Source organism: Mesorhizobium sp. Root695 (genome assembly GCF_001428185.1).
Classification (GTDB): Bacteria; Pseudomonadota; Alphaproteobacteria; order Rhizobiales; family Rhizobiaceae; genus Mesorhizobium.
Window position 1 is genome coordinate 211,685 of sequence record NZ_LMHO01000046.1, and the last position, 21,272, is coordinate 232,956.

Annotated in this window: 19 protein-coding genes, 1 tRNA gene and 4 pseudogenes; 10 read left to right on the top strand and 14 right to left on the bottom strand. The window is 62.8% G+C overall.

Annotated elements, in window-relative coordinates; all coding sequences use genetic code 11:
• Positions 1–75: 75 nt before the first annotated feature.
• The 8 genes from murA (at position 76) to yacG (ending at position 5,614) form a co-directional block, all read left to right on the top strand.
• A complete protein-coding gene (gene murA, locus ASD99_RS31320) occupies positions 76–1,368 on the top strand; it encodes a UDP-N-acetylglucosamine 1-carboxyvinyltransferase (protein WP_056583386.1) in 1,293 nt (430 codons plus the stop codon).
• 307 nt (positions 1,369–1,675) lie between these two features.
• Positions 1,676–2,110 carry a DUF2948 family protein gene (locus ASD99_RS31325; RefSeq protein WP_057145996.1) on the top strand — a complete coding sequence of 145 codons (435 nt, stop codon included), beginning with the start codon at positions 1,676–1,678 and terminating at the stop codon, positions 2,108–2,110.
• A 7-nt stretch (positions 2,111–2,117) separates the two neighbouring features.
• Positions 2,118–3,410 carry a histidinol dehydrogenase gene (hisD, locus tag ASD99_RS31330; RefSeq protein ID WP_057145997.1) on the top strand — a complete coding sequence of 431 codons (1,293 nt, stop codon included), beginning with the start codon at positions 2,118–2,120 and terminating at the stop codon, positions 3,408–3,410.
• Positions 3,411–3,416: 6 nt separating this feature from the next.
• Entirely contained in the window at positions 3,417–3,902 is a 486-nt protein-coding gene (locus tag ASD99_RS31335) for a UPF0262 family protein (protein ID WP_056583391.1), read from the top strand.
• Positions 3,890–4,351: a low molecular weight phosphatase family protein gene (locus tag ASD99_RS31340; protein WP_082525287.1), complete on the top strand. Its 462-nt coding sequence runs from the start codon at positions 3,890–3,892 to the stop codon at positions 4,349–4,351. Before ASD99_RS31335 ends, ASD99_RS31340 begins: the two co-directional genes overlap by 13 nt.
• Before the next feature lie 199 nt (positions 4,352–4,550).
• Positions 4,551–4,769 carry a translation initiation factor IF-1 gene (gene infA / locus ASD99_RS31345; RefSeq protein WP_006200926.1) on the top strand — a complete coding sequence of 73 codons (219 nt, stop codon included), beginning with the start codon at positions 4,551–4,553 and terminating at the stop codon, positions 4,767–4,769.
• Between the two features lie 21 nt (positions 4,770–4,790).
• The gene (locus ASD99_RS31350) at positions 4,791–5,420 is read left to right on the top strand and encodes a Maf-like protein (RefSeq protein ID WP_023809261.1); all 630 of its coding nucleotides are present in this window, start codon (positions 4,791–4,793) and stop codon (positions 5,418–5,420) included.
• Positions 5,417–5,614, top strand: coding sequence for a DNA gyrase inhibitor YacG (yacG, locus tag ASD99_RS31355; RefSeq protein WP_056583395.1), 198 nt, complete (start codon positions 5,417–5,419; stop codon positions 5,612–5,614). The genes ASD99_RS31350 and yacG overlap by 4 nt, the downstream gene beginning before the upstream one ends.
• A gap of 64 nt (positions 5,615–5,678) precedes the next feature.
• Here the strand turns inward: yacG and ASD99_RS31360 are convergent.
• Together ASD99_RS31360 and ASD99_RS34420 are read right to left on the bottom strand one after the other, a co-directional pair.
• Positions 5,679–6,311: pseudogene (locus tag ASD99_RS31360) on the bottom strand (alpha-glucosidase/alpha-galactosidase); the annotation flags it as partial.
• 51 nt (positions 6,312–6,362) lie between these two features.
• A pseudogene (locus tag ASD99_RS34420) lies at positions 6,363–6,524 on the bottom strand (ABC transporter permease); the annotation flags it as partial.
• On the opposite strand from ASD99_RS34420, the pseudogene ASD99_RS31365 reads away from it, so the two are divergent.
• Both ASD99_RS31365 and ASD99_RS31370 read left to right on the top strand, forming a co-directional pair.
• Positions 6,516–7,145: pseudogene (locus tag ASD99_RS31365) on the top strand (helix-turn-helix domain-containing protein); the annotation flags it as partial. The pseudogenes ASD99_RS34420 and ASD99_RS31365 sit on opposite strands and share 9 nt — an antisense overlap.
• Positions 7,146–7,468: 323 nt before the next feature.
• A tRNA-Phe gene (locus ASD99_RS31370) sits at positions 7,469–7,544 on the top strand.
• A 1,962-nt stretch (positions 7,545–9,506) separates the two neighbouring features.
• On the opposite strand, the pseudogene ASD99_RS31380 reads toward ASD99_RS31370, so the two are convergent.
• The 12 genes and pseudogenes from ASD99_RS31380 to ASD99_RS31435 form a co-directional block, all read right to left on the bottom strand.
• A pseudogene (locus ASD99_RS31380) lies at positions 9,507–10,259 on the bottom strand (helix-turn-helix domain-containing protein); the annotation flags it as partial.
• Positions 10,260–10,549: 290 nt separating this feature from the next.
• Positions 10,550–11,020, bottom strand: a complete 471-nt coding sequence (locus ASD99_RS31385) for a nucleoside deaminase (RefSeq protein ID WP_057145998.1) — start codon at positions 11,018–11,020, stop codon at positions 10,550–10,552.
• Positions 11,021–11,148: 128 nt separating this feature from the next.
• Positions 11,149–12,210, bottom strand: coding sequence for an ABC transporter ATP-binding protein (locus tag ASD99_RS31390; protein ID WP_057145999.1), 1,062 nt, complete (start codon positions 12,208–12,210; stop codon positions 11,149–11,151).
• Between the two features lie 39 nt (positions 12,211–12,249).
• Positions 12,250–13,071, bottom strand: coding sequence for a carbohydrate ABC transporter permease (locus ASD99_RS31395; protein WP_057146000.1), 822 nt, complete (start codon positions 13,069–13,071; stop codon positions 12,250–12,252).
• A complete protein-coding gene (locus tag ASD99_RS31400) occupies positions 13,072–13,977 on the bottom strand; it encodes a carbohydrate ABC transporter permease (RefSeq protein ID WP_413813973.1) in 906 nt (301 codons plus the stop codon). It lies immediately after the preceding gene.
• Between the two features lie 32 nt (positions 13,978–14,009).
• Positions 14,010–15,347 (bottom strand): ABC transporter substrate-binding protein, encoded by a 1,338-nt coding sequence (locus ASD99_RS31405; RefSeq protein ID WP_057146001.1) that lies wholly within the window; start codon positions 15,345–15,347, stop codon positions 14,010–14,012.
• Positions 15,348–15,409: 62 nt separating this feature from the next.
• Positions 15,410–16,069, bottom strand: a complete 660-nt coding sequence (locus ASD99_RS31410; protein WP_056587483.1) for a GntR family transcriptional regulator — start codon at positions 16,067–16,069, stop codon at positions 15,410–15,412.
• A 23-nt stretch (positions 16,070–16,092) separates the two neighbouring features.
• On the bottom strand, positions 16,093–16,977 hold the full coding sequence (locus ASD99_RS31415) for a dihydrodipicolinate synthase family protein (RefSeq protein WP_056587486.1): 885 nt from the start codon (positions 16,975–16,977) through the stop codon (positions 16,093–16,095).
• A 102-nt stretch (positions 16,978–17,079) separates the two neighbouring features.
• Positions 17,080–18,219, bottom strand: a complete 1,140-nt coding sequence (gene dprA / locus ASD99_RS31420; protein ID WP_056587825.1) for a DNA-processing protein DprA — start codon at positions 18,217–18,219, stop codon at positions 17,080–17,082.
• A gap of 38 nt (positions 18,220–18,257) precedes the next feature.
• The gene (gene plsY / locus ASD99_RS31425) at positions 18,258–18,845 is read right to left on the bottom strand and encodes a glycerol-3-phosphate 1-O-acyltransferase PlsY (RefSeq protein WP_056587489.1); all 588 of its coding nucleotides are present in this window, start codon (positions 18,843–18,845) and stop codon (positions 18,258–18,260) included.
• A gap of 57 nt (positions 18,846–18,902) precedes the next feature.
• Positions 18,903–20,189 (bottom strand): dihydroorotase, encoded by a 1,287-nt coding sequence (locus ASD99_RS31430; protein WP_057146002.1) that lies wholly within the window; start codon positions 20,187–20,189, stop codon positions 18,903–18,905.
• Positions 20,186–21,151 (bottom strand): aspartate carbamoyltransferase catalytic subunit, encoded by a 966-nt coding sequence (locus ASD99_RS31435; RefSeq protein ID WP_056587495.1) that lies wholly within the window; start codon positions 21,149–21,151, stop codon positions 20,186–20,188. The genes ASD99_RS31430 and ASD99_RS31435 overlap by 4 nt, the downstream gene beginning before the upstream one ends.
• Between the last annotated feature and the right edge of the window lie 121 nt (positions 21,152–21,272).

Genomic DNA, 21,272 nt, shown 5'->3' on the forward strand with positions numbered 1-21,272 from the left:
GCCGGCCAATGGTCTAGACGGGCCGCTACTCAAACGATTGAACCGGCCCTTTTTGGCCGAGAGGGACGTTCTTCCATGGATCGCATCAGAATTGTCGGGGGCAACAAGCTCTCCGGAAGCATTCCGATCTCGGGCGCGAAAAACGCGGCCCTGCCCCTGATGATCGCCTCGCTGCTCACCGACGACACGCTGACGCTGGAAAACGTGCCGCATCTGGCCGATGTCGAGCAGCTGATCCGCATTCTGGGCAATCACGGCGTCGATTATTCGGTCAATGGTCGCCGCGAGAAGCAGAACGAGGGCTATTCGCGCACCATCAACTTCTCCGCCCGCAACATCGTCGACACGACGGCGCCTTACGAGCTGGTGTCGAAGATGCGCGCGTCGTTCTGGGTGATCGGCCCGCTGCTGGCCCGCATGGGCGAAGCCAAGGTGTCGCTGCCCGGTGGTTGCGCCATCGGCACGCGCCCTGTCGATTTGTTCCTCGAAGGCCTGCAGGCGCTGGGTGCCGATATCGACGTCGACACCGGCTATGTCATCGCCAAGACCCGGAATGGCCGCCTTGTCGGCAACCGCTATGTGTTCCCGAAGGTCTCGGTCGGCGCCACCCATGTGCTGATGATGGCGGCAGCACTGGCCAAGGGCGAGACGGTGCTGGAAAATGCCGCCTGCGAGCCCGAGATCGTCAACCTCGCCGAGTGCCTCAACGCCATGGGCGCGAAGATTTATGGCGCCGGCACGCCGACCATCACCATCGACGGCGTCGAATCGCTCTCCGGCGCCCGCGTCCGAGTCATTCCCGACCGCATCGAGACCGGTACCTATGCCATGGCCGTCGCCATGACCGGCGGCGACGTCGTTCTCGAAGGCGCGCGTCCGGAACTGCTGCAGACCGCGCTCGACGTGATCGCCCAGACGGGTGCCGAAATCACGCCGACCAATTCCGGCATCCGTGTGAAGCGCAACGGCGCCGGCATTTCGCCGGTCGATGTGACGACAGCGCCGTTCCCGGCCTTCCCGACCGATCTGCAGGCGCAGTTCATGGGCCTGATGACGATGGCCAAGGGCAAGTCGCGCATCACCGAGACGATTTTCGAAAACCGCTTCATGCATGTGCAGGAGCTGGCGCGGCTCGGCGCCCACATCACGCTTTCGGGCCAGACGGCGATCGTCGACGGCGTGCCGAAGCTGAAGGGCGCGCCGGTCATGGCGACCGATCTTCGCGCCTCTGTGTCGCTGGTCATTGCCGGCCTGGCTGCGGAAGGCGAGACCACGGTCAACCGGGTCTACCATCTCGACCGCGGCTTCGAACGGCTGGAAGAAAAGCTGTCCAACTGCGGCGCGGTGATCGAGCGGATTTCGGCGTAGACGCATCGGCGGGATTCCAGGCGTCAGACAATTTTCGATCTCGGCGCCGCCCCTCATCTGCCTGCCGGCATCTCTCCCCATATCAGCGACGGGAGAAGGGGCTGCCCGCAACGTCGGTTCCCTTCCGCAACGCTGGATAGTGGCGAAATCCTCATTGAAGGCGTCCTTCTCCCCCGTCCCTACACGGGGAGAAGTGACCGGCAGGGCGATGAGGGCAGCGCAAACCGAAGCTGTTGGCGCGGTTGCACGGATCGCCAAGACCGCCTAACAGAAGGCTGAACAATCAACCTTCAGGTGCGAAAACCGCATGACCGCCCTTAAGCTTATCGCGCTCGACGATCAGGATCTGAGTATTGTTTCGGCCCATGTCCAGGACGCCGTGATGAAGATCAGTGATCTCGAATACCTGCCTGCGGCCAAGCGTTTCGTGCTGACCATGAACCGTTTCGTGTGGGAGGCCAAATCCGGCCTGTTTCGCCAGCACAACGAGCGGCGCCAGGCAGTGCTGCATTTCGACCGAGTGCTTGGCGCCAAGACCAACGGCCTCGCCCGCGACAAGCCGAATGAGGTCCTGTCCCTGCTGGCGATCAGCTTCATCGAGATCAGCAAGCCGGCCGGCATCGTCGAGCTGATCTTTGCGGGCGGCGGCACGATCATGCTCGATGTCGAATGCATCGAGGCGCGCCTCGCCGATATCGGCGGAGCGTGGGAAGCCACCTCGCGCCCCATCCACAAGGCTTGAGCGTCCGATGGCCATCACGCTTCGTCAGTCCGACGCCGATTTCGAGCAGCGTTTTGCCGCTCTCCTGCTGACTAAGCGGGAAGTGTCCGCCGATGTCGATGCCGCGGTGCGCGACATCATCGCGCGCGTGCGCGCCGAGGGCGACGCGGCCTTGATCGACTACACAAGGAAATTCGACCATGCCGACCTCGGCAGTCTCGGCATTGCCGTCTCGAAAGACGACATCGCCCAGGCTTACAAGGCCGCCGACCCAAAGACGATCGAGGCGCTGGAATTCGCGCGCGACCGCATCAGCTCTCATCATGAACGGCAGCGACCGAAGGACGATCGCTATACGGATGCCGCCGGCGTCGAGCTCGGCTGGCGCTGGACGGCGGTCGAGGCGGTCGGGCTCTATGTGCCGGGCGGCACGGCAAGCTACCCAAGCTCGGTGCTGATGAACGCCATTCCGGCGAGGGTGGCCGGCGTCGAGCGCATCGTCATGGTGGTGCCGGCGCCCGGCGGCAGCATCAATCCGCTGGTGCTGGTGGCGGCCGATATATCAGGCGTGTCGGAAATCTACCGCGTCGGCGGTGCCCAGGCGATCGCAGCACTTGCCTATGGCACAGAAACGATCAGGCCGGTCGCCAAGATCGTTGGCCCCGGCAATGCCTATGTCGCGGCGGCCAAGCGGCAGGTGTTCGGTACCGTCGGCATCGACATGATCGCCGGGCCATCGGAAGTGCTCGTCGTGGCCGACGGCAGCAACGATCCGGACTGGATCGCCGCCGATCTGCTGGCCCAGGCCGAGCACGACACATCGGCACAGTCGATCCTGGTCACCGACGATCCGGCCTTCGGCATTGCTGTCGAACAGGCGGTCGAGCGTCAGTTGCAGAGCCTGCCGCGCGCCGAGACGGCAGCGGCAAGCTGGCGCGATTTTGGCGCCGTGATCCTGGTTCCAACCATTGAATCCTCGCTGCCACTGGTCGACCGCATCGCCGCCGAACATGTCGAACTCGCCATCGACGACGCCGAGGGCTTCCTGGCGCGTATGCGCAATGCCGGTGCCGTCTTTCTCGGCCGCCATACGCCGGAAGCCATCGGCGACTATGTCGGCGGCTCCAACCATGTGCTGCCGACGGCACGCTCGGCACGTTTCTCGTCCGGCCTGTCCGTGCTCGATTTCGTCAAGCGCACGTCGATTCTCAAGCTTGGACCGGAGCAGTTGCGCCTCTTGGCGCCGGCGGCGATTGCGCTGGCCAGGGCGGAAGGCCTTGATGCGCACGGACGCTCCGTCGCGTTACGGTTGAACATGTAGGCCGCTATGTCGGACTCCGATCAAACCCGCGCCAGGCTGATCGATGTCGAACTCGATGAATCGATCGGCCGTTCGACACCCGATGTCGAGCATGAACGCGCGGTGGCGATCTTCGACCTGATCGAGGAAAACAGTTTTCAACCCGTCAATGACAGCGGTGCCGGCCCTTATCGGCTGAAGCTGTCGCTGGCCGAGCAGCGCCTGGTGTTTGCCGTGGCGCGCGAGGATGGTGCCGCCGTCGTCACCCATATCCTGTCGCTGACGCCGCTCAGGCGCATCGTCAAGGACTACTACATGATCTGTGAAAGCTATTACGACGCCATCCGCTCCTCGACGCCGAGCCACATCGAGGCGATCGACATGGGCCGCCGCGGCTTGCACAATGAGGGTTCGCAAACGCTGATGGACCGGCTCTCCGGCAAGATCGACATCGATTTCGATACGGCGCGCCGGCTGTTCACGCTGGTCTGCGTGCTGCACTGGCGGGGCTAGTCCTGGCACCCGGCGCCCTGCCCCGTTCGATCCTGTTCCTGTGCGGCATGAATGCCGTGCGCTCGCCAATGGCAGAGCAACTGGCGCGGCGGATACTGCCCGCCACCATCTTTGTCGCTTCGGCCGGCGTCCGCGCCGGCGAGCGCGATCCGTTCGTCGATGTGGTTCTGGCCGAGGAAGGACTGTCGCTGGGCGAGCGCCACCCAAGGACACTGGACGATCTCGAGGACGATTACTTCGACCTCATCGTCACGCTGGCGCCGGAAGCGCACCACGCCGCACTTGAGCTCACCCGCTCGCTCGCCGTCGAGGTCGAATACTGGCCGACGCCGGACCCGACCGATGCCGGCGGCACGCGCGAACAGATCATGGCGGCCTACCGGGACGTGCGCGAGCGGCTGAAAGCGCGGATCGGGCGTCGATTCGCGCCTCCGGAGGCCGCCGATTAAGCGTGTTCACAAGCGGACGATTATCATATAGGTTCCGCCGAAATTCCGGCTAGAGTCGGATGATTTCAGGTCTGTTCGACCTGAAATCTGAATCCGCCTCTAAACCAAGAAGTAGAGCATGATGTCGTCCGAAAACCGCTTTACACTTTTCGGCATCATGCTCTAAGCGCCGGAACTGCCATCCAAGCAAAGGTATCGAATGCCGAAGGAAGAAGTCCTCGAGTTTCCGGGTGTCGTGACGGAATTGTTGCCCAACGCGATGTTCCGGGTAAAGCTCGAAAACGAACACGAGATCATCGCCCATACGGCCGGCCGCATGCGCAAGAACCGCATCCGCGTGCTGACCGGCGACAAGGTTCTGGTCGAGATGACGCCATACGACCTGACCAAGGGCCGCATCACCTATCGTTTCAAGTAAGCAAAGCCCGACTGGTCCGCGATGAGCATTTTGCAGAAGCTGGTGCTTGCCTCGGGTTCGCCGCGCCGGATCGAGCTCTTGCAGCAGGCGGGCATCGAACCGGACCGCGTGCTGCCGGCCGATGTCGACGAAACGCCGCTGCGTGCCGAGCATCCGCGTTCGCTGGCCAAGCGGCTGTCGAAGGAAAAGGCCGAGAAGGCGTTCGCGTCACTGAAGACCGAAGCCGACTATGCGCCGGGCTTCGTGCTGGCCGCCGACACGGTGGTCGCCGTCGGGCGGCGCATCCTGCCCAAGGCAGAGACCCTCGACGACGCCGCCAACTGCCTTGGGCTGTTGTCGGGCCGTTCGCACCGGGTCTATTCCGGCATCTGCCTGATCACCCCAGGTGGCAAGCTGCGCCAGCGGCTGGTCGAGACGCGGGTGCGCTTCAAGCGGCTGCCGCGCGAAGAGATCGACGCCTATGTCGCCTCGGGTGAATGGCGCGGCAAGGCCGGCGGCTACGCGGTCCAGGGTCTTGCCGGCGCTTTCGTCGTCAAGCTGGTCGGCTCCTACACCAACATCGTCGGGCTGCCTCTGTATGAGACCGTCGCGCTGTTGAGCGGGGAAGGCTTCAAGGTGCATGGCGGCTGGCTGGCGGGAACCCGGCTATGAATTCGGATTCCAAAGTCACGCCCTTGCGCCCAAAGCGCCCCTGCCCCGAATGCGGCAAGCCATCGGCGCGCGACGCCTTTCCGTTCTGCTCGACGCGCTGCAAGGACATCGACCTCAACCGCTGGCTGAAGGGCGCCTATGTCATCTCCGCCCGCGACGACGAGGAAGAGGCGGACCCGGTCGCTCCGAAATAAAGCGAGCCTTGTTTTTATGCATGTCTTTGTCCCAAAACCGACCCTTTTGGGCGACATGCATTGGTCAGGCGGCCTCGGTCTTGCGCCTCACGCGCGCCCAGGCCGGCAGCCAGTCGCCATGAGCTGCGAGAAGATCATCGACCAGTGACCAGATCTGGTCGAGATCGAGCTCGGCGGCGGTGTGCGGATCCATCATCGCCGCATGGTAGATGTGCTCGCGGTTCTCCGTCATCAGAGCCCGCACCGTCAGTTCCTGCACGTTGATGTTGGTGCGGATCAGCGCAGTCAATTGCGGCGGCAGCTCGCCGATATAGGTCGGCTGGATGCCGGAGGCATCGACCAGGCACGGCACCTCGGCGGCACAATCCCGGGGCAGCGAGGTGATGCAGCCATTGTTGCGGACATTGCCGTAGATCACCGATGGTTCGCCGGTCCAGACCGAATTCATGATCGAGGAGGCATATTCCCGGGACTGCTCGACCTCGATGCGATCGGCCGAGCGATAGGCCTCAGCCTGCCCCTTCCAGCGCTCGATCTGCTCGATGCAGCGCTTGGGATACTCATCCAGCGGGATGCCGTACTTCTCGATCAGGTCCGGGCGGCCGTCCTTTATGAAATAGGGCGTGTATTCGGCGAAATGCTCCGAGCTTTCGGTAACGAAATAGCCGAGCCTGGTCAGCATCTCGTCGTAGCGGACGGTTGGTGCTAAGGATTTGGCGAGCGCGACGGTCATCTCTGCCACCTCAATAGGGTCTACGGCGCCGCGCAGGCCGTCGCCCAGCGCGTTGAAGGCAAAAACGGTGACGAGCACGAAACCGACCGGCGACAGGATCCAGGGATAGGTGCCGATGACGGAATAGGTCGCGGCGTCCTGCAGCATCAGGCCCCACGAGATCAGCGGCGGATGGATGATCTGTCCGACGACGCCATCTATGCTGGCGCGCATCTGCCGCTGGTGCATTTCTTCCGCTTGCATTTGCCGACGGATGTCCGCCATCGGCTGATGACAGGCGCCACCGACCCGGCGGACCACCACAATTTCGAGCGCTGGAACCGCTACTTCCGCTCGAAAGATCCGGCGATGACCGCGCATGCCGCCAACGAATTGCTGCCCAGGCTGGAGCGGGTGCGGTTCGAACCTTACTGGCTGGTGCCCGAAACCGCGCCCGGGCAGGAAACGGGCAGCCCTTTCGACCAGCAATCGTCGCGCAATGTCGGGCGCATGTGCGATTTCATCGCCGAGAACTTCCTCTTCGACATCGATTGCGTGAACATCGCGGCGGCCGCCGACATCCACCCCAAATACGCCATGAGCCTGTTCAAGAAATCGACGGGCATGACGCTCAACGAATATGTCAACCTTTTGCGGCTGAGCTACGCGCAGGCGCTTTTGATGCATCAGGATGCCAATGTGCTGGGCGTTGCCATGGACTCCGGCTTCGGCACGCTCAGCGCCTTCAACAAGTCGTTCCGCAAGCTGGCCGGCATGTCGCCCTCCGATTTTCGCCGAGGCGTGACCGGCGCCAGATAGGCGGCAACGGCCAGCGGCGCACCTGGTGCCGCGAAAGCATTGGTGCGCCTCGATCGCCGGCTAAAAGACGTGTCACGGCATTTCAGCCCGCAATCGCGACGCGGACAACGGTGACGATGGCCGGATCGTGCCATGCTATGCGCCATTCCGGCCATGCAAGCAGCATGGAAACCGGGGCACTGCACGGCATCGCTTTTCCTGTCTGAAATCGCCACCTAGGCGCTGGACAGGCCGAATTCCCGTGCTATAACCCACGCGCTTTCAAGGGGTGCCCACGGCGCCTTGATGAAATCCGGTCAACGAGATTTCGTTCGCCGGAACAGGCCCAGATAGCTCAGTTGGTAGAGCAGCGGACTGAAAATCCGCGTGTCGGTGGTTCGAATCCGCCTCTGGGCACCACTACCCTTGAAGAGCATTGAATTTTCGCGACTTTTTGCCCCGTTTTGTCCAACCGACTTACACCATCCCGTTTTTCTGGACACTTTTGTTCCTCCGCATCTTCCCTCGGCAAGGCGGCGGCCAGAACCTTCAATAATCCACATGCCGCACTGCCGTTCCTGATGCTCGGGTTCGTGTCCCTCGCAATCAAAGTGGAAGAAAGCCGGCGGAACCCACCATCTGGCCTGCAAAGCTAAACGTAACGCGAAGATAGGAGCCAACCGGCCCTTTCGCGGTCCATTGATAGGTCTTCATCGGGCTCGCGATTACCAATACTCCTTCGCAGCCGATTGTCGCAACCACTTCGGCGTATGTCATGTCGGGTTTGAGCATTGCCTTGGTTGATCTGGTTGCTTCGCAAGTCGTCTTAACCGGTGCTGCAATCGCAGAATTCGCACAGAGTAGCCCTGCTGACAGCGCAAGAGTAAGTGCTGGTCTCATCGCTTCCCCCACCGATGTTCGTCGGCGCGATTGCCGGCAGGGTACTATTGCGCCGCCCTTAGTAGCGGCACAACCAAGCCAAATGTGTAACATTAGCTACCCATAATTTTGGCACGTTTTTTGCTGTCGCGAACTTGGGGGGATAGCGAGGCCGAAGCGATGCATCGAAATGATGAAGAACTGTGCAATTGGGCGAGCACACGGGGCATCATGATTTACCGACGCTCAAAGACGGTGTGGATCGCGGCAGGTGGATACCGTGGCCGCGATTTTGAGGTTAAGGGACGTTCCCCATCGATTGCGGTCGCATTGTGGCTGGAGGCTGCCCAGTACAAAGGTTCAAGGTGTTATAGCACTCCATGATCCTGCCAGCTGCCGAAAGGTGGCGGGCTTTTGCGTTTCAGACCGGCCACTTTCGCAGCGGCGTCGTGCTCGACCCTCTGTCCATCAAATTCTAACGGCGGGACAGCGCAGCCGTAAAGCACTGGCGGTAACAGTTGATTCAACCATAGCTGGTATCTTAGGAGTGTAGCGGCTCCGACAGTGCCGGGGGGCGCTGATTGCCGGAGCCGCCTGCGCAGCCCGGTTGGGGGTTTGACCGCGCCGTCCTATTCTGGGACAGCGCGGTCTACGATTCGTTAAAATTTTCCGGATTAATTAAGTGCATTCTAGTCGAATGGCGCTGTTTATGCCGGCCGGCTTTGGCTCACCGCCGAGCTGGACGGGGCGGAGGCCGAGTCGCTTGAACAGGCGATGGTCCAAGACGGAGTAAAGGCGCAGATCGAAGAGATCACGCCGGAGGCGAAGCGGCGCTAGTTGCACGCTCCATGAACCTTTAAATTAGCCCCGACAGGTGGAGTAGCTTGGCAACTCGCGCACCAAAGCCAATGACGAATCGGCCATCGTTAGTGGCAAAGTCCCAACAGCAGAATGCGGCCCAGCCGAAGAGCAGAAGGGAGAAGCGCATATGTCAAATGCTAAATTAGATGCATTGAATAAACGTTAAGGCATGGGACACGGCCGGCGTCCGTTGGGTGGGCGCGTTGGGACAACAGGCGCCGGCCAGGCGGAAACAAGTCCGCCGCAAAGGAGAAGCTAATATGCGGAATGTCCCTGCGCCTATGGCGTGATAGCGGAAGCCACAACGTTTGTTGGTTGGACAGTTTTCCGAAAAGCCTAACGATTAGGTGGGAGACCGGACTGAAATCACGCAAGCTAATGATTGCGCTAGGTTTCTGTATCCCGCCTGTGGGCACCATCATTTTTCAAAGCAAAAAACAAAAGCTTAGGCGCCCATCCGAAGCAGCATTTCTGCGTCTAAGCTTCGAACTGCCGCCGCTTATCAGTTCGGCAGCGTTTGCAGACGGATTATCCTGGCACAGAAAAAACCCGGGCGCCACAGGCGCCCAGGCCGTCCATCAATAGTCGTACGGGCTCAGTTCTTGCCGACGTCGGCGGCCGCCTGTTCGATGAGCTCGGCGACTCATGGCGCCCGTTCTGCTGGGGGCAGCCCGGCTTGATGCGCTCGATGTCGATGCCCAGGCGCAGCCACCAGACCGACAGCTTGCTGAGGTTGAACAGCGCATTGGGGCTGGCAAAGGGAACGCCATTGTCGGTCCTGATCGCGTTGGGCAGGCCGAACTCCTTGAATACGCTCTCGAACACGGTGAAGGCATAGGCCTCCTTCGTGGTCGAGAGCGCTTCGCAGGCGATGAGATAACGGCTGGCGAAGTCGGTGATGGTCAGCGGATAGCAATAGCGCCGATCGGCGAGCATGAACTCGCCCTTGTAGTCGGCGCACCACAGTTCATTGGGTCGACAGGAGTGGGAAAGCGCTGTCCCCGTTGCCTTGTTGCGTCGCCGCTTGCGGCGCTCGACCAGGCCGTGGCGGTCCAGAACCGCATGCACCGTCGAGATCGCTGGCCTGTGCACATCCGGGTACAGCCGGGCCAGCCGCTCGCGTATCTTCGGCGCTCCCCAGTTCGGCTTGTCCTGCTTCAGGCGCACAATCAGCTTCTCGATTTGAAACGGAAGCTGATTGGCGTGGCGGTAGGGCCGGCGAGACCGGTCCGTCAGTCCTTCCAAGCCGCTGTCGTTGTAGCGCGTGAGGATCTTGTAGCCGGTCTTGCGCGAGATATCGAACTCCCGGCAAAGCACCGCCATCTTCTCGCCGTCCAGCAGCCGGGCAACGAACTTCAGCCGCTCTTCCATGACGTTACACTCCTTCCAAGGCACCTTGCTCTCCTTGCAAAGGGCCGAAAGTGTAACCCATCTATCCGGAATGAACTGTCACCCATCTCTCGGGAAGGGCACTATAANACTCCTTCCAAGGCACCTTGCTCTCCTTGCAAAGGGCCGAAAGTGTAACCCATCTATCCGGAATGAACTGTCACCCATCTCTCGGGAAGGGCACTATAAATCCACCATAGCCAGCGGGGGATTTCCCACGCGCGCAGCGGCAACACTACGGCTCCGATCGATCCGACAGTTGCCATTGATCGGGTTTGCCGATTGGCAAGAAGCCGTCAGCGCTTCCAGAAATCGCGGTGCGGTGCGAGCAGCTCGTCCGCGATTTCGGGGAAGGGGCCAAAGACCTCGATCTTTTTCTGGCCGGAGTCGAGTACGGTGCGCGAAGAGAGGCTCATCGTCGGATTCTCCGCGTGATCCCCGGTGAGCGCCAGGAGCTCGGCCTCCTCGAAGCCGTAGACCAGCCGGCCGATATTCGCCCAGTAGAGCGTTCCGGTGCACATCGCGCAGGGTTCACCGGTTGAGACCAGCGTGCAGGTCCAGAGAAACTCCGGCTCGTAGGTCGCCGCGGCGCGCCGGGCGAGCTCTGTCTCGGCATGGCGCACCGTGTCGAGATTGCCCTGCCGCATCAGCACGCGATCGTCCGGTCCGACCAGCACGCAACCGAACGGATGATGCCCATGCGCCGCCGCCTCGTGCGCCACGGCGCCGGCGGATCGGAGGTGGGCGAGCATCTGATCGCGGGTCATGGCAAGATCCTGTCACGCCGACATCCACCCGATGAGCGGCTCTTTGAGCCGAGATTGCCGCCAAGGGAAGCGAGTGGCAAGGGCCAACCGTCGCTTGAGACCTTGCGCTGGGATATCAGACCTTTGCCCTACAATCGCCGACCGGTCTTGGCGTCGAACAGATGAGCACAGGCGCGGTCGATCTCGATTCGCATCTGCGCGCCTTGCTTCAGCGCAAGCCGCTCCCGGAAAAGGCAGGAGATTTCTTCGCCGGCGCAGTCGACCTTGGCGAAGATTTCCGAACCCGTGGCTTCCAGAAGCATGATCGTGCCGGCAATACCCTGAGAAGTCGTTGCTCGGATATGTTCGGGACGAATGCCGTAGATGAGTTCGCCTGCTGGAACGCTTCCCAGATTGACGCCTTCCGGCAGCGGCAAGGTCAGCCCACCGGTGCTGCGGAACACGCCTTCCTCGACATGGCCGGCAATGAAGTTCATGGCGGGCGAGCCGATGAAGCCGGCAACGAACAGATTGGCCGGACTGTCATAAAGATCGAGCGGCGCGCCGATCTGCTCGACAAGGCCGTCATGCAGCACGACGATCTTGTCGGCCATGGTCATGGCCTCGATCTGGTCATGCGTGACATAGATGGTGGTGGTGCCCAGCCGCTGGTGCAGCGCCTTGATCTCGCCGCGCATCTGGACGCGCAATTTGGCGTCGAGATTGGACAGCGGCTCGTCGAACAGGAAAACCTGCGGGTCGCGCACGATCGCGCGGCCCATGGCGACGCGCTGGCGCTGGCCGCCGGAAAGCTGGCGCGGGTAGCGGTCAAGCAGCTTGTCGAGGCCCAAGATGCTGGCGGCCCTGCCGACGCGGCTGGCGGTGTCGGCAGGATCGGCTTTCTTGATCTTCAGGGCAAAGCCCATATTGTCGGCCACCGTCATATGCGGATAGAGCGCGTAGTTCTGGAACACCATGGCGATGTTGCGGTCCCGCGCCCGCAGATTGTTGACGATGCGATCGCCAATGGCGATCTTGCCGCCCGAGATCGTTTCAAGCCCGGCAATCATGCGCAGCAGCGTCGACTTTCCGCAGCCCGACGGGCCGACCAGGATGACGAATTCGCCATCGGCGATATCGACGCTGACATCGTGAATGATCCTGGCCGTTCCGAAGGCCTTCTGCACGTTGTTGATTGTGACCGATGCCATTGGGTTTCCCTCGAAGAAAATGTGATGTCGGACCGCGCCTCAGCCGCCCTTGACGGCGCCTGCGGTCAGTCCCGCGACGATCTGCCTTTGTGCGAACATGGTCAGGATCAGCACCGGCAGCGTCACCACCAGTGCCGCGGCGGCGAGCGGCCCCCAGCTCACCTGCTCGTAGGAAAGCATGTTGTAGACGGCGACCGGCAGCGTGCGCGTTTCGCGGCTGGCTAGCACCACGCCGAAGACGAAATTGTTCCATGAGAAGATGACGGACAGGATGAAGGCGACCACGATGCCCGGCTTGGCGATGGGCAAGGCGACCAGCCGGAACACCTGCCAGGAGCTGGCGCCGTCGATGTTGGCCGCTTCTTCCAGTTCCATCGGCGTGGTTTCGAAATAGCCGATCATCACCCAGACCACGATCGGCACTGTCACCACCAGATGGATGATGATCTGCGGCCAAAGCGTGCCGAGAATGCCGACCCACTGGAACAGCAGAAACAGCGGAATGAGATAGGAAAGCCCCGGCGTCATGCGGGCGATCATGATGACGACCGCCGATCGTTCGGCCTTGAGCCGTGCTATGCCATAGCCGGCCGGCACGCCGATCAGCAGCGCCAGCAGCGTCGCCGTGCCGGTCACCAGAACCGAATTCCAGAGATAGAGCAGGAAATTGTTCTCCTCGAACACCTTTGCATAGTTCGACCAGGCGAGATGTTCGGGGATCAGGATCGGCGGATAGGCGCCGTTGTCGATCTCGAATTTCAGCGACAGCGAGATCATCCAGAGGAAGAACAGGATCGCCGGCGAGACGAAGACCAGAGCCGCGAAGAACAGCCCGATCTGGTTGAGCAGCCGTGAACTCATCTATTTGCCCTCCACGCCGATCCACTGGGAGCGCTGGCGCAACATCAAGAGGATGAAGGACAGGGCGACGATGACGATGAAGAACACCACGGCCATGGCCGAGCCATAGCCGATGTCGTAGTAGGAGAAGGCGGTGTTGTAGAGATAGATGTTGATGGTCTCCGACGCAGTGCCCGGTCCGCCCTGGGTCATCGCGTAGATGATGTCGAAGCTCTTCAGTGCGTCGATGGTGCGGATGATCACCGCGATCATCAGGAACGGCGCGATCATCGGTAAAGTGAGATAGCGGAATTGCTGCCAGGCATTGGCGCCATCGATTTCGGCGCTCTCGAACGGCTCGCGTGGCACGGACGCCAGGCCGCCCAGCACGATCAGCATCACCAGCGGCGTCCACTGCCACGTCTCGACCGCAACCAGCGAAGGGATGACCGTGTTGGCGTTGAATATCCATTCCTGCGCCGGGATGCCGACCAGCGACAGAAGATAGTTGAGGACGCCCAGCTGGGGGTGGAACATCATTGTCCAGACCAGCGCCACGGCGACGGGCGTTGCCATCATCGGCATGACAAAGACGCCACGCAACAGGCCACGCAGCGGAAACCTGGCGTCGAAGATCAGGGCGGCGACCGTGCCGAGCAGCATCGGCGCGGCAACCGAAAGGAAGGTGTAGCTCAAAGTATGGAGAAGCGATTCCCAGAACCGCTGGTCGACCGCCAGCCGCAGGTAATTCTCCATCCCGGCAAAGCTTCGCGACTGGCCGAGCGTCCAGCGGTTGACGCTCATCCACAGCGTAAAGGCCCAGGGGAAGACGATGACGGCGCCGACGACGACGAGTGCCGGAACGACGAAAGGCCAGTAGTTGGGAGCCAGCCGGATCGTCTGGCTCCCTTCGATGGCTTGCGTCATCACCCCGGTGCGTTCTGGGGTGGTGGCGGACATCAGCCTTGCTCGCTCCTGTCGAGGACCGGCTGGAATTGTTCGGTGGCCTTCTTCAGCTCATCTGCCGGATCGGCGCCCGCGATCAAATTGGTCAGCGCCACGCCATAGATGTCGCGGAACTCGGTGACCGGGATGATGACCGGCAGCGCCAGCCGGCTGATATTGCCGGAGCCGACCACCGCATCGAGCCAGCTCGCCGGCATGGTGACGCCTGCGCGCACTTTGGGGTCTTCCAGCACCGACTTGCGGAACGGCACGCCAGCGCCTGCCTGCAGCAGGCGCGCGCCCATGGCCGGCGACACCGCCCACTGGCAGAACAGATAGGCGGCCTCCTTCTTTTCGCTCGCCGCCGTCACGCCGAGGCCGTCGCCGAAGGTGCCCGAGGCTTGCGCCTTGGGACCCTTGGGCATGACGCCGTAGCCGACCTTGCCGACCACCCGCGACTTTTCTGGATTTTCCATCGGCGGGGCAAAGCCGACGCCGTCGAACCACATGCCGATCTTGCCTTGCAGGAAGGCGGACTGCGCTTCGGCCCAGTTGAAGCCGGTGACGCCTGGAGGCGCGGATTTGGTCATCAGCCTTTGGTAGAGGCTGGCGGCCTCGATCGCCTCGGCCGACGTCGTGCGCAGCTTGCCCTTGTCGTCGAGTGGCGTCATGTCGTAGCCGAGCATGAGCGACGTCCACACCGGCGTGTTGGCGTTCTTGATGCCGCGGGCGACGAAACCATAAGTGTTGGTCGACGGATCGGTCAACGCTTCGGCGGCGGCCACCATCTGCTCGAAGGTTTCGGGATATTTGAGGCCCTTGGCCTCGAACAACTCCTTGTTCCAGTAGACGATCCAGTAGTCGACCGAGAAGGGCAGCGAGCGCAGCACGCCCTGACCGTCCTTGGCGAACAGCATGCCGGCATCGGCGAAATCGTTTTCGACCAGCCCCGGATCGGTAAGGGCTGGGTCGGCGAGATAGCCTGATATGTCGGCCAGCCAGCCAGCCTTTTCGAACTGCCGCTTCTGCACATGGTAGCTCAGATGCACGACGTCGAAGCTCGGCTTGCCGGAGCTCAATTCGATCACCGTCTTCTGGCGCTGCTGCTGTTCCGGCGTCGCCTCGGCATTGACCTTGATCCCGGTCAGTTCCTCGAACTCGGCGAGATATTTTATGAGGGTGTCGCTGCGCGGGCTTTTCACCAGGTTGACGTCGAGCGTCGTGCCGGCGAAGCGCTTCCAGTCGACGGCGGCGGCAAAGCCTGGGCGTATACCAGCAATACCGGCGGCAGCGAGTGCCGCTGTTCCTTGCAAGAGTTGCCTTCTGGTTGGGTTAGACAGATTGGACGACATTTCTTCCTCCCGGTTGCTGTCGTTGTCGGTTGCGCCGCGACCGCGGCGCGGCTCATGCTTCCTCAGATTTGCAGCGCCAGCCGGCGCGCCTTGTCGATGTGCAGGCTGATCGCCTCGACCGCCTTCTGCGGGTCGCGGCTCTCCATGGCTTCGATGACGGCAAGGTGCTCACGCATGACCGGCACGACGCGCCCGTCGATGCGGAAGCGCTCCTGATGGATCAACCGGATCTTCACCGAGTTGACCAGATAGGCCTTGGCAATGATCTCGTTGCCCAGCGCATCGATGAAGGTGTCGTGCATCGCCCAGTCGATGCTCTGGGCCTTGGCCTCCATTTCCGGGGTCGGCGCCTGCGACTGGGCCTGCGCCAGCATCTCCTCGTGTTCGCGCCGCAGACGAGCAAGCTCGTCATCGGAAGCGCTGGCGGTGAACAGCGCCACCGCCTCGCGCTCCATGAACAGGCGGAACTGAAAAGCCTCGCGGATCAGGCTGATGTCGATATGGGCGATCTGCATGCCGCGCTGCGGGATTGTCGTCAGAAGCCCTTCGGCCTCGAGACGCGGCACGATTTCGCGAATGGCGCCGAGCGGCAGGCCGGTAAAGGCAACCAGCTCGCGCTGCGACACGAACTGGCCCGGCAACAGATCGCGGGCCAGCAAATGCCGCGTGAAGCTGGCATAGGCTTTTTCCCGAAGGGTGGTCGGTTCGCTGCCGTCTTCCATTTCAGCGCGTATCCCTTTGCCGGTCAGGCTGATTCCTTGGCAAACAGCCTGTCGTAGGCGGCGGCAAGCTGTTGCTGCCCCTGCGGAGCGATCGGCTCCAGCGGTGGGCGGACCGCCAGCCAGCGGTCGTCGCCGGTCTTGCGCGCCACCATGACCTTCACCGCCGGCGTGACCGGATATTTAAGCAGTTCGAACACGAAGCTCTCGACGCGCGCATCGTCGCGCCCGTCCTCGGCCATGGCGCGGATTTCGACGGCGACGAAATTGGCCATGCCGGAGATTGCGCCCTGGGCGCCAAGTCGCACCGCTCGTGCCAGATGCCGCTCGTCGCCGATGAGGATCACCAGATCGCCATGGGCACCGAGCAGGGCCTCGCTGTAGTCCCAGTCTCCGCCGGAATCCTTGACCCCGGCAACGACATCCGAAAAAGCGGTGCGCAACCGGCCGATCAGGCCAAGCGGCAGCTGCACCATCGTGACCGACGGGATGTTGTAGAGCAGCACGTCACGGGCGAGGGGACCAAGCGCGGCAAAGACAGCGGAAAACCAGCCGAAAAGACCATCCTCGCCGACATTCTTGAAGTAGCTCGGCGGCGCAAGCAGAATGTTGCGGGCGCCGCGTTGCAAGGCATGCCGTGCCTGTTCGGCGGCATCTTCGGCTGCATCGACCAGCACGCCGGCAACAAGCTGATGCGGCAAGATGCCGGCAGCCAGCATGGCTTCAGTCACCGACCGCCGCTCCGCGGCGCCCACCGACGCACCTTCGCCGGTGGTGCCGAAAAGCGTAACGCTGCCGCACCCCTCGGCCAGGCAACGCTTGGCCTGGGCGACCATGAGGGCGATGGCGATCTGCCCGGAGGCATCAAAAGGCGTGGCGAGGGCGGCTGAAAGGCCAAAGCGTGATGTCACCGGAGTCTCCGAAAAGAAGTTCGCAGGCAGTGATACCTCACTAACATGTCAGTTGTAAATTGGGTGGTGTGGTTTTTTTCAAAGCCACCGGACGGGTGCAAATCAGATAGAAGAACTTCCGAACACCAGCGAAACATGTCCTCCGGCGTGGCGCTCGAGCCGCCCGGCGAGGTCGAGTTCCAGCAGCACCATGAAAACCTGGGCCGGATGCAGGCCGGTGTGACGTATGATCTCGTCGACCGACACTGGCGTCGGGCCGAGCGCCTCGATGACGCGGGCGCGGTCGCTTTCGCCGGGCGGTGGTGTGGCCGAGAAGTCGGGCGGCTCTTCGAACGGCGGCACATCGGGCGCTCGCATGCCGGTCAGCGGGGCGATCGCCCGCGAAATGTCCGATGCCTCGGTGACCAGGGTGGCGCCATCCTTGAGCAGGCCGTTGCAGCCTGCGGCGCGCGGATCGAGCGGTGAACCCGGTACGGCGAAGACCAGCCGCCCCATTTCGCCGGCAAGCCTGGCGCTGATCAGTGAGCCAGAGCGTTGCGCTGCCTCGACCACCACCAGCCCAAGGGCAGCACCCGCGACAAGGCGGTTGCGGCGCGGGAAATCCTGGGCGCGCGGCTGCCAGCCGAACGGCATTTCCGAGATGACGGCGCCGCGCTCGGCAATTTCCTCGCACAAGCCTTCATTTTCAGGCGGGTAGGGCAGGTCGAGGCCGCCGGCCAGCACCCCGATGGTGCCGGTCGCCAGACTGCCCTGATGCGCCGCCGTGTCGATGCCGCGCGCCAGACCGGAGACGATTGCGTAGCCGTCGCGGCCGAGATCAGCCGCCAGTATGCGCGCCATCTTGATGCCGGCCAGCGATGCGTTGCGCGCGCCAACGATGGCGACCCCCGGCAGTCGGAAGACGGCGGCATTGCCCTTGACCGCCAACAGCGGCGGCGGATGATCCATGTTGCGCAACAGCGGCGGATAGTCGGGTTCGCCGATGCCGACAAAGCGCGCGCCGGCCTTTCGGGCGGTCTCCAGTTCGGCCTCGGCTTCGGCAATCGCTGGGATGCGGGCGATGCGGTTGGCGCCGCCCGAAATCATCAGTTCCGGCAGCATTTCCAGCGCCACCTCGGCCGAACCGAAGCGATTGATCAGGTCGCGAAAGGAGGCGGGGCCGACATTCTGGGTGCGGATCAGCCGCAGCCAGCTCAGCCGCTGCCGGTCGCTGAGGCGCGGACCGGCGGCCGGCTCGCTCACCGCGGTGGCGCGATCGCTCGCCTCGGTGGCCCGCTCGCTCACCCCTTGGCTCCGATCTTGCCCTCGGTGCCGGCAAGCAGGCGGGAAATGTTTTCCCGGTGCTTGATGAAAACGATGATGCTCATCACCACGAACAGGGCGGCAATTTGTGGTGTGCTCAGGACATAGAGGGCGATCGGCACGATGACGGCCGCCGTCAGTGCCGCCAGCGAGGAGTAACGGAACAGGAATGCGATCACCAGCCAGACGACGGCGAAGATCAGCGCCACCTGCCAGGCCAGGCCGATTAGCACGCCGAGATAGGTGGCGACGCCCTTGCCGCCCTTGAACCCGAGCCAGACCGGGAAGAGATGGCCGAGAAAGGCGCCGAGACCGGCCCAGATCGCCAGGTCAGGGGCAAAATGGCCTGATATCAGCACGGCAGCCGTGCCCTTCAGCGCGTCGAGCAGCAGCGTCGCGGCGGCAAGGCCCTTGTTGCCGGTGCGCAGAACATTGGTGGCGCCGATGTTGCCGGAGCCGATCTTGCGCACATCGCCAAGGCCGGCCGCGCGCGTCAGCAGGAGCCCGAACGGAATCGAGCCAAGCAAATAGCCAAACACGAGCGCTGGGATGAGGCTGTAAGTCATTGTTTCCCCCGCATTTCCCCAGTTTGACCGGATCTGGCGCGGTGCGCGGTGGCCGGTTTAGACGGAAAACACTGTGCGGCCCGCAACCAGCGTTTGCAAGACCTTGCCCTGCAGCCGCGCGCCTTCAAAACAGGTGTTTTTCGAGCGCGAACGAATGCCGCTTTCGCTGACGATCCAGGGTTCGTCGAGATCGATAAGCGCAAGATCGGCGACAGCACCCGGCTTCAGCGTGCCGCCGGGCAGTCCGAACAGTTTTGCCGGAGCGGTGGACAAGGTCTCGATCAGCCGGAGCAACGGCACGTCGCCATTGTGGTAGAGCCGCAATGCCACACCCAGCAGGGTCTCCAACCCGATGGCGCCGGCCGCCGCATCGGCGAAGGGCAGGCGCTTGATGTCGACGTCCTGTGGGTCGTGCGAGGAGACGATGATGTCGATCGTGCCGTCCCTGACCGCCTCGATCATCGCCAGCCGATCTTCCTCAGCGCGCAAAGGCGGCGTCAGGCGAAAGAAGGTGCGGTATTCGCCGACATCGTTTTCATTCAGCGACAGATTGTGGATCGCGACGCCTGATGTGACGGCCGTGCCATCGGTTTTCGCGCGCGTCACGGCGTTTGCCGCCATCGCCGTCGAGATCTTTGCCGCATGGTAAGAACCGCGTGTCAGCCGCGCCAGCGCAAGGTCGCGCTCCAGCGGGATGGATTCGGCTTCGCGCGGAATGCCGGAAAGGCCGAGCCAGCTTGCGTAGAGGCCTTCGTTCATCACGCCGGACGAACCGAGGTCGGCATCCTGCGTTTCATGCACGATGGTGGCGCCGAAGTCGCGCGCATAGGTCAGCGCACGGCGCATCACCAGCGCGCTCGATATGGTGTGGCGGCCATCGGTGAAGGCGACGGCGCCGGCCTCGCGCAGCAGGCCGAATTCGGTCATTTCGCGCCCGTCGAGGCCCTTGGTGATTGCCGCAGCCGGAAAGACGTTGACGCTTGCCGTGTCCTTGGCGGTGCGCAGCACGAACTCGACCAACGCGACATTGTCGATCACCGGGTCGGTATCGGGCATCATGACGATCGAGGTGACGCCGCCAGCTGCCGCCGCGACACTTGCCGACGCAATGGTTTCGCGATGTTCACCGCCCGGCTCGCCGATGAAGACGCGGCCGTCGATCAGGCCGGGAATGATCGCCTTGCCGACGCAGTCGATGACGGTTGCGCCCTCAGGCGCGCCCTGGTTCAGCGCTGCCTTGCCGGCGGCAACGACCTTGCGGCCGTCGACTATGACGGCGCCGACTTCGTCGATGCCGCGCGAGGGGTCGACGATGCGGGCGCGCTCAAAGACCGTTATGCTCATGCGCCGCGGCCCTCGTGGTTGCGGCGCGGGTCGAGCAGCGCTTCCATGACGGCCATGCGCACGGCAACACCCATCTCGACCTGTTCCTGGATGACGCTTTGCGGACCATCGGCGATTTCCGAGGCGATCTCGACGCCGCGGTTCATCGGCCCGGGGTGCATCACCAGCGCGTCGTCCTTGGCCGCCTTCAGTTTCTCCGCATCGAGGCCAAAATAGCGGAAATATTCGCGCACCGACGGCACGAAGGCGCCTTCCATGCGCTCGCGCTGCAGGCGCAGCATCATCACCACGTCGGCGCCCTTGAGACCTTCGGCCATCGATCGGGTGACGATGACGCCCATCTTCTCGATGCCGGTGGGCAGCAGCGTCGACGGGGCGACGACACGCACCTGCGCGCCGAGCGCGTTGAGCAGCATGATGTTCGAGCGCGCCACGCGCGAATGCAGGATGTCGCCGCAGATCGCCACGATCAGTTTCGACAGCGGACCCTTGGCGCGGCGGATGGTCAGCGCGTCGAGCAGCGCTTGTGTCGGGTGCTCATGCGCGCCGTCGCCGGCATTGACGACGGAGCAGCCGACCTTCTGCGCCAGCAGCGCCGCCGCGCCCGCCGACTGATGGCGGATGATCAATATATCGGGACGCATCGCGTTCAGCGTCATCGCCGTATCGATCAGCGTTTCGCCCTTCTTCACCGAAGAACTCGCCACTGACATGTTCATGACATCGGCGCCAAGCCGTTTTCCGGCAAGCTCGAACGACGACTGCGTGCGCGTCGAGGCTTCATAGAAGAGGTTGATCTGGGTGCGGCCGCGTAGCGTCGAGGTCTTTTTCTCGGACTGCCGCGAGATCGCGACCGCGCGATCCGCCCGGTCGAGTAGAAGCTCGATGTCGGCGGGCGAAAGATCGCGGATGCCCAGAAGATGGCGGTGAGGGTAGAGTGGCAGGGACGAAGCGTCGGTCATCTCAAGGCGCTGCTATAGGGTGGAGATATTGCGGCTGCAAGCGCCAGCTTTGGATTGGAGCAATTCTCCCCGGTATTTTCATCGCGCGCGCTGCATGGCTTGGCTATATCTAACCGACGGC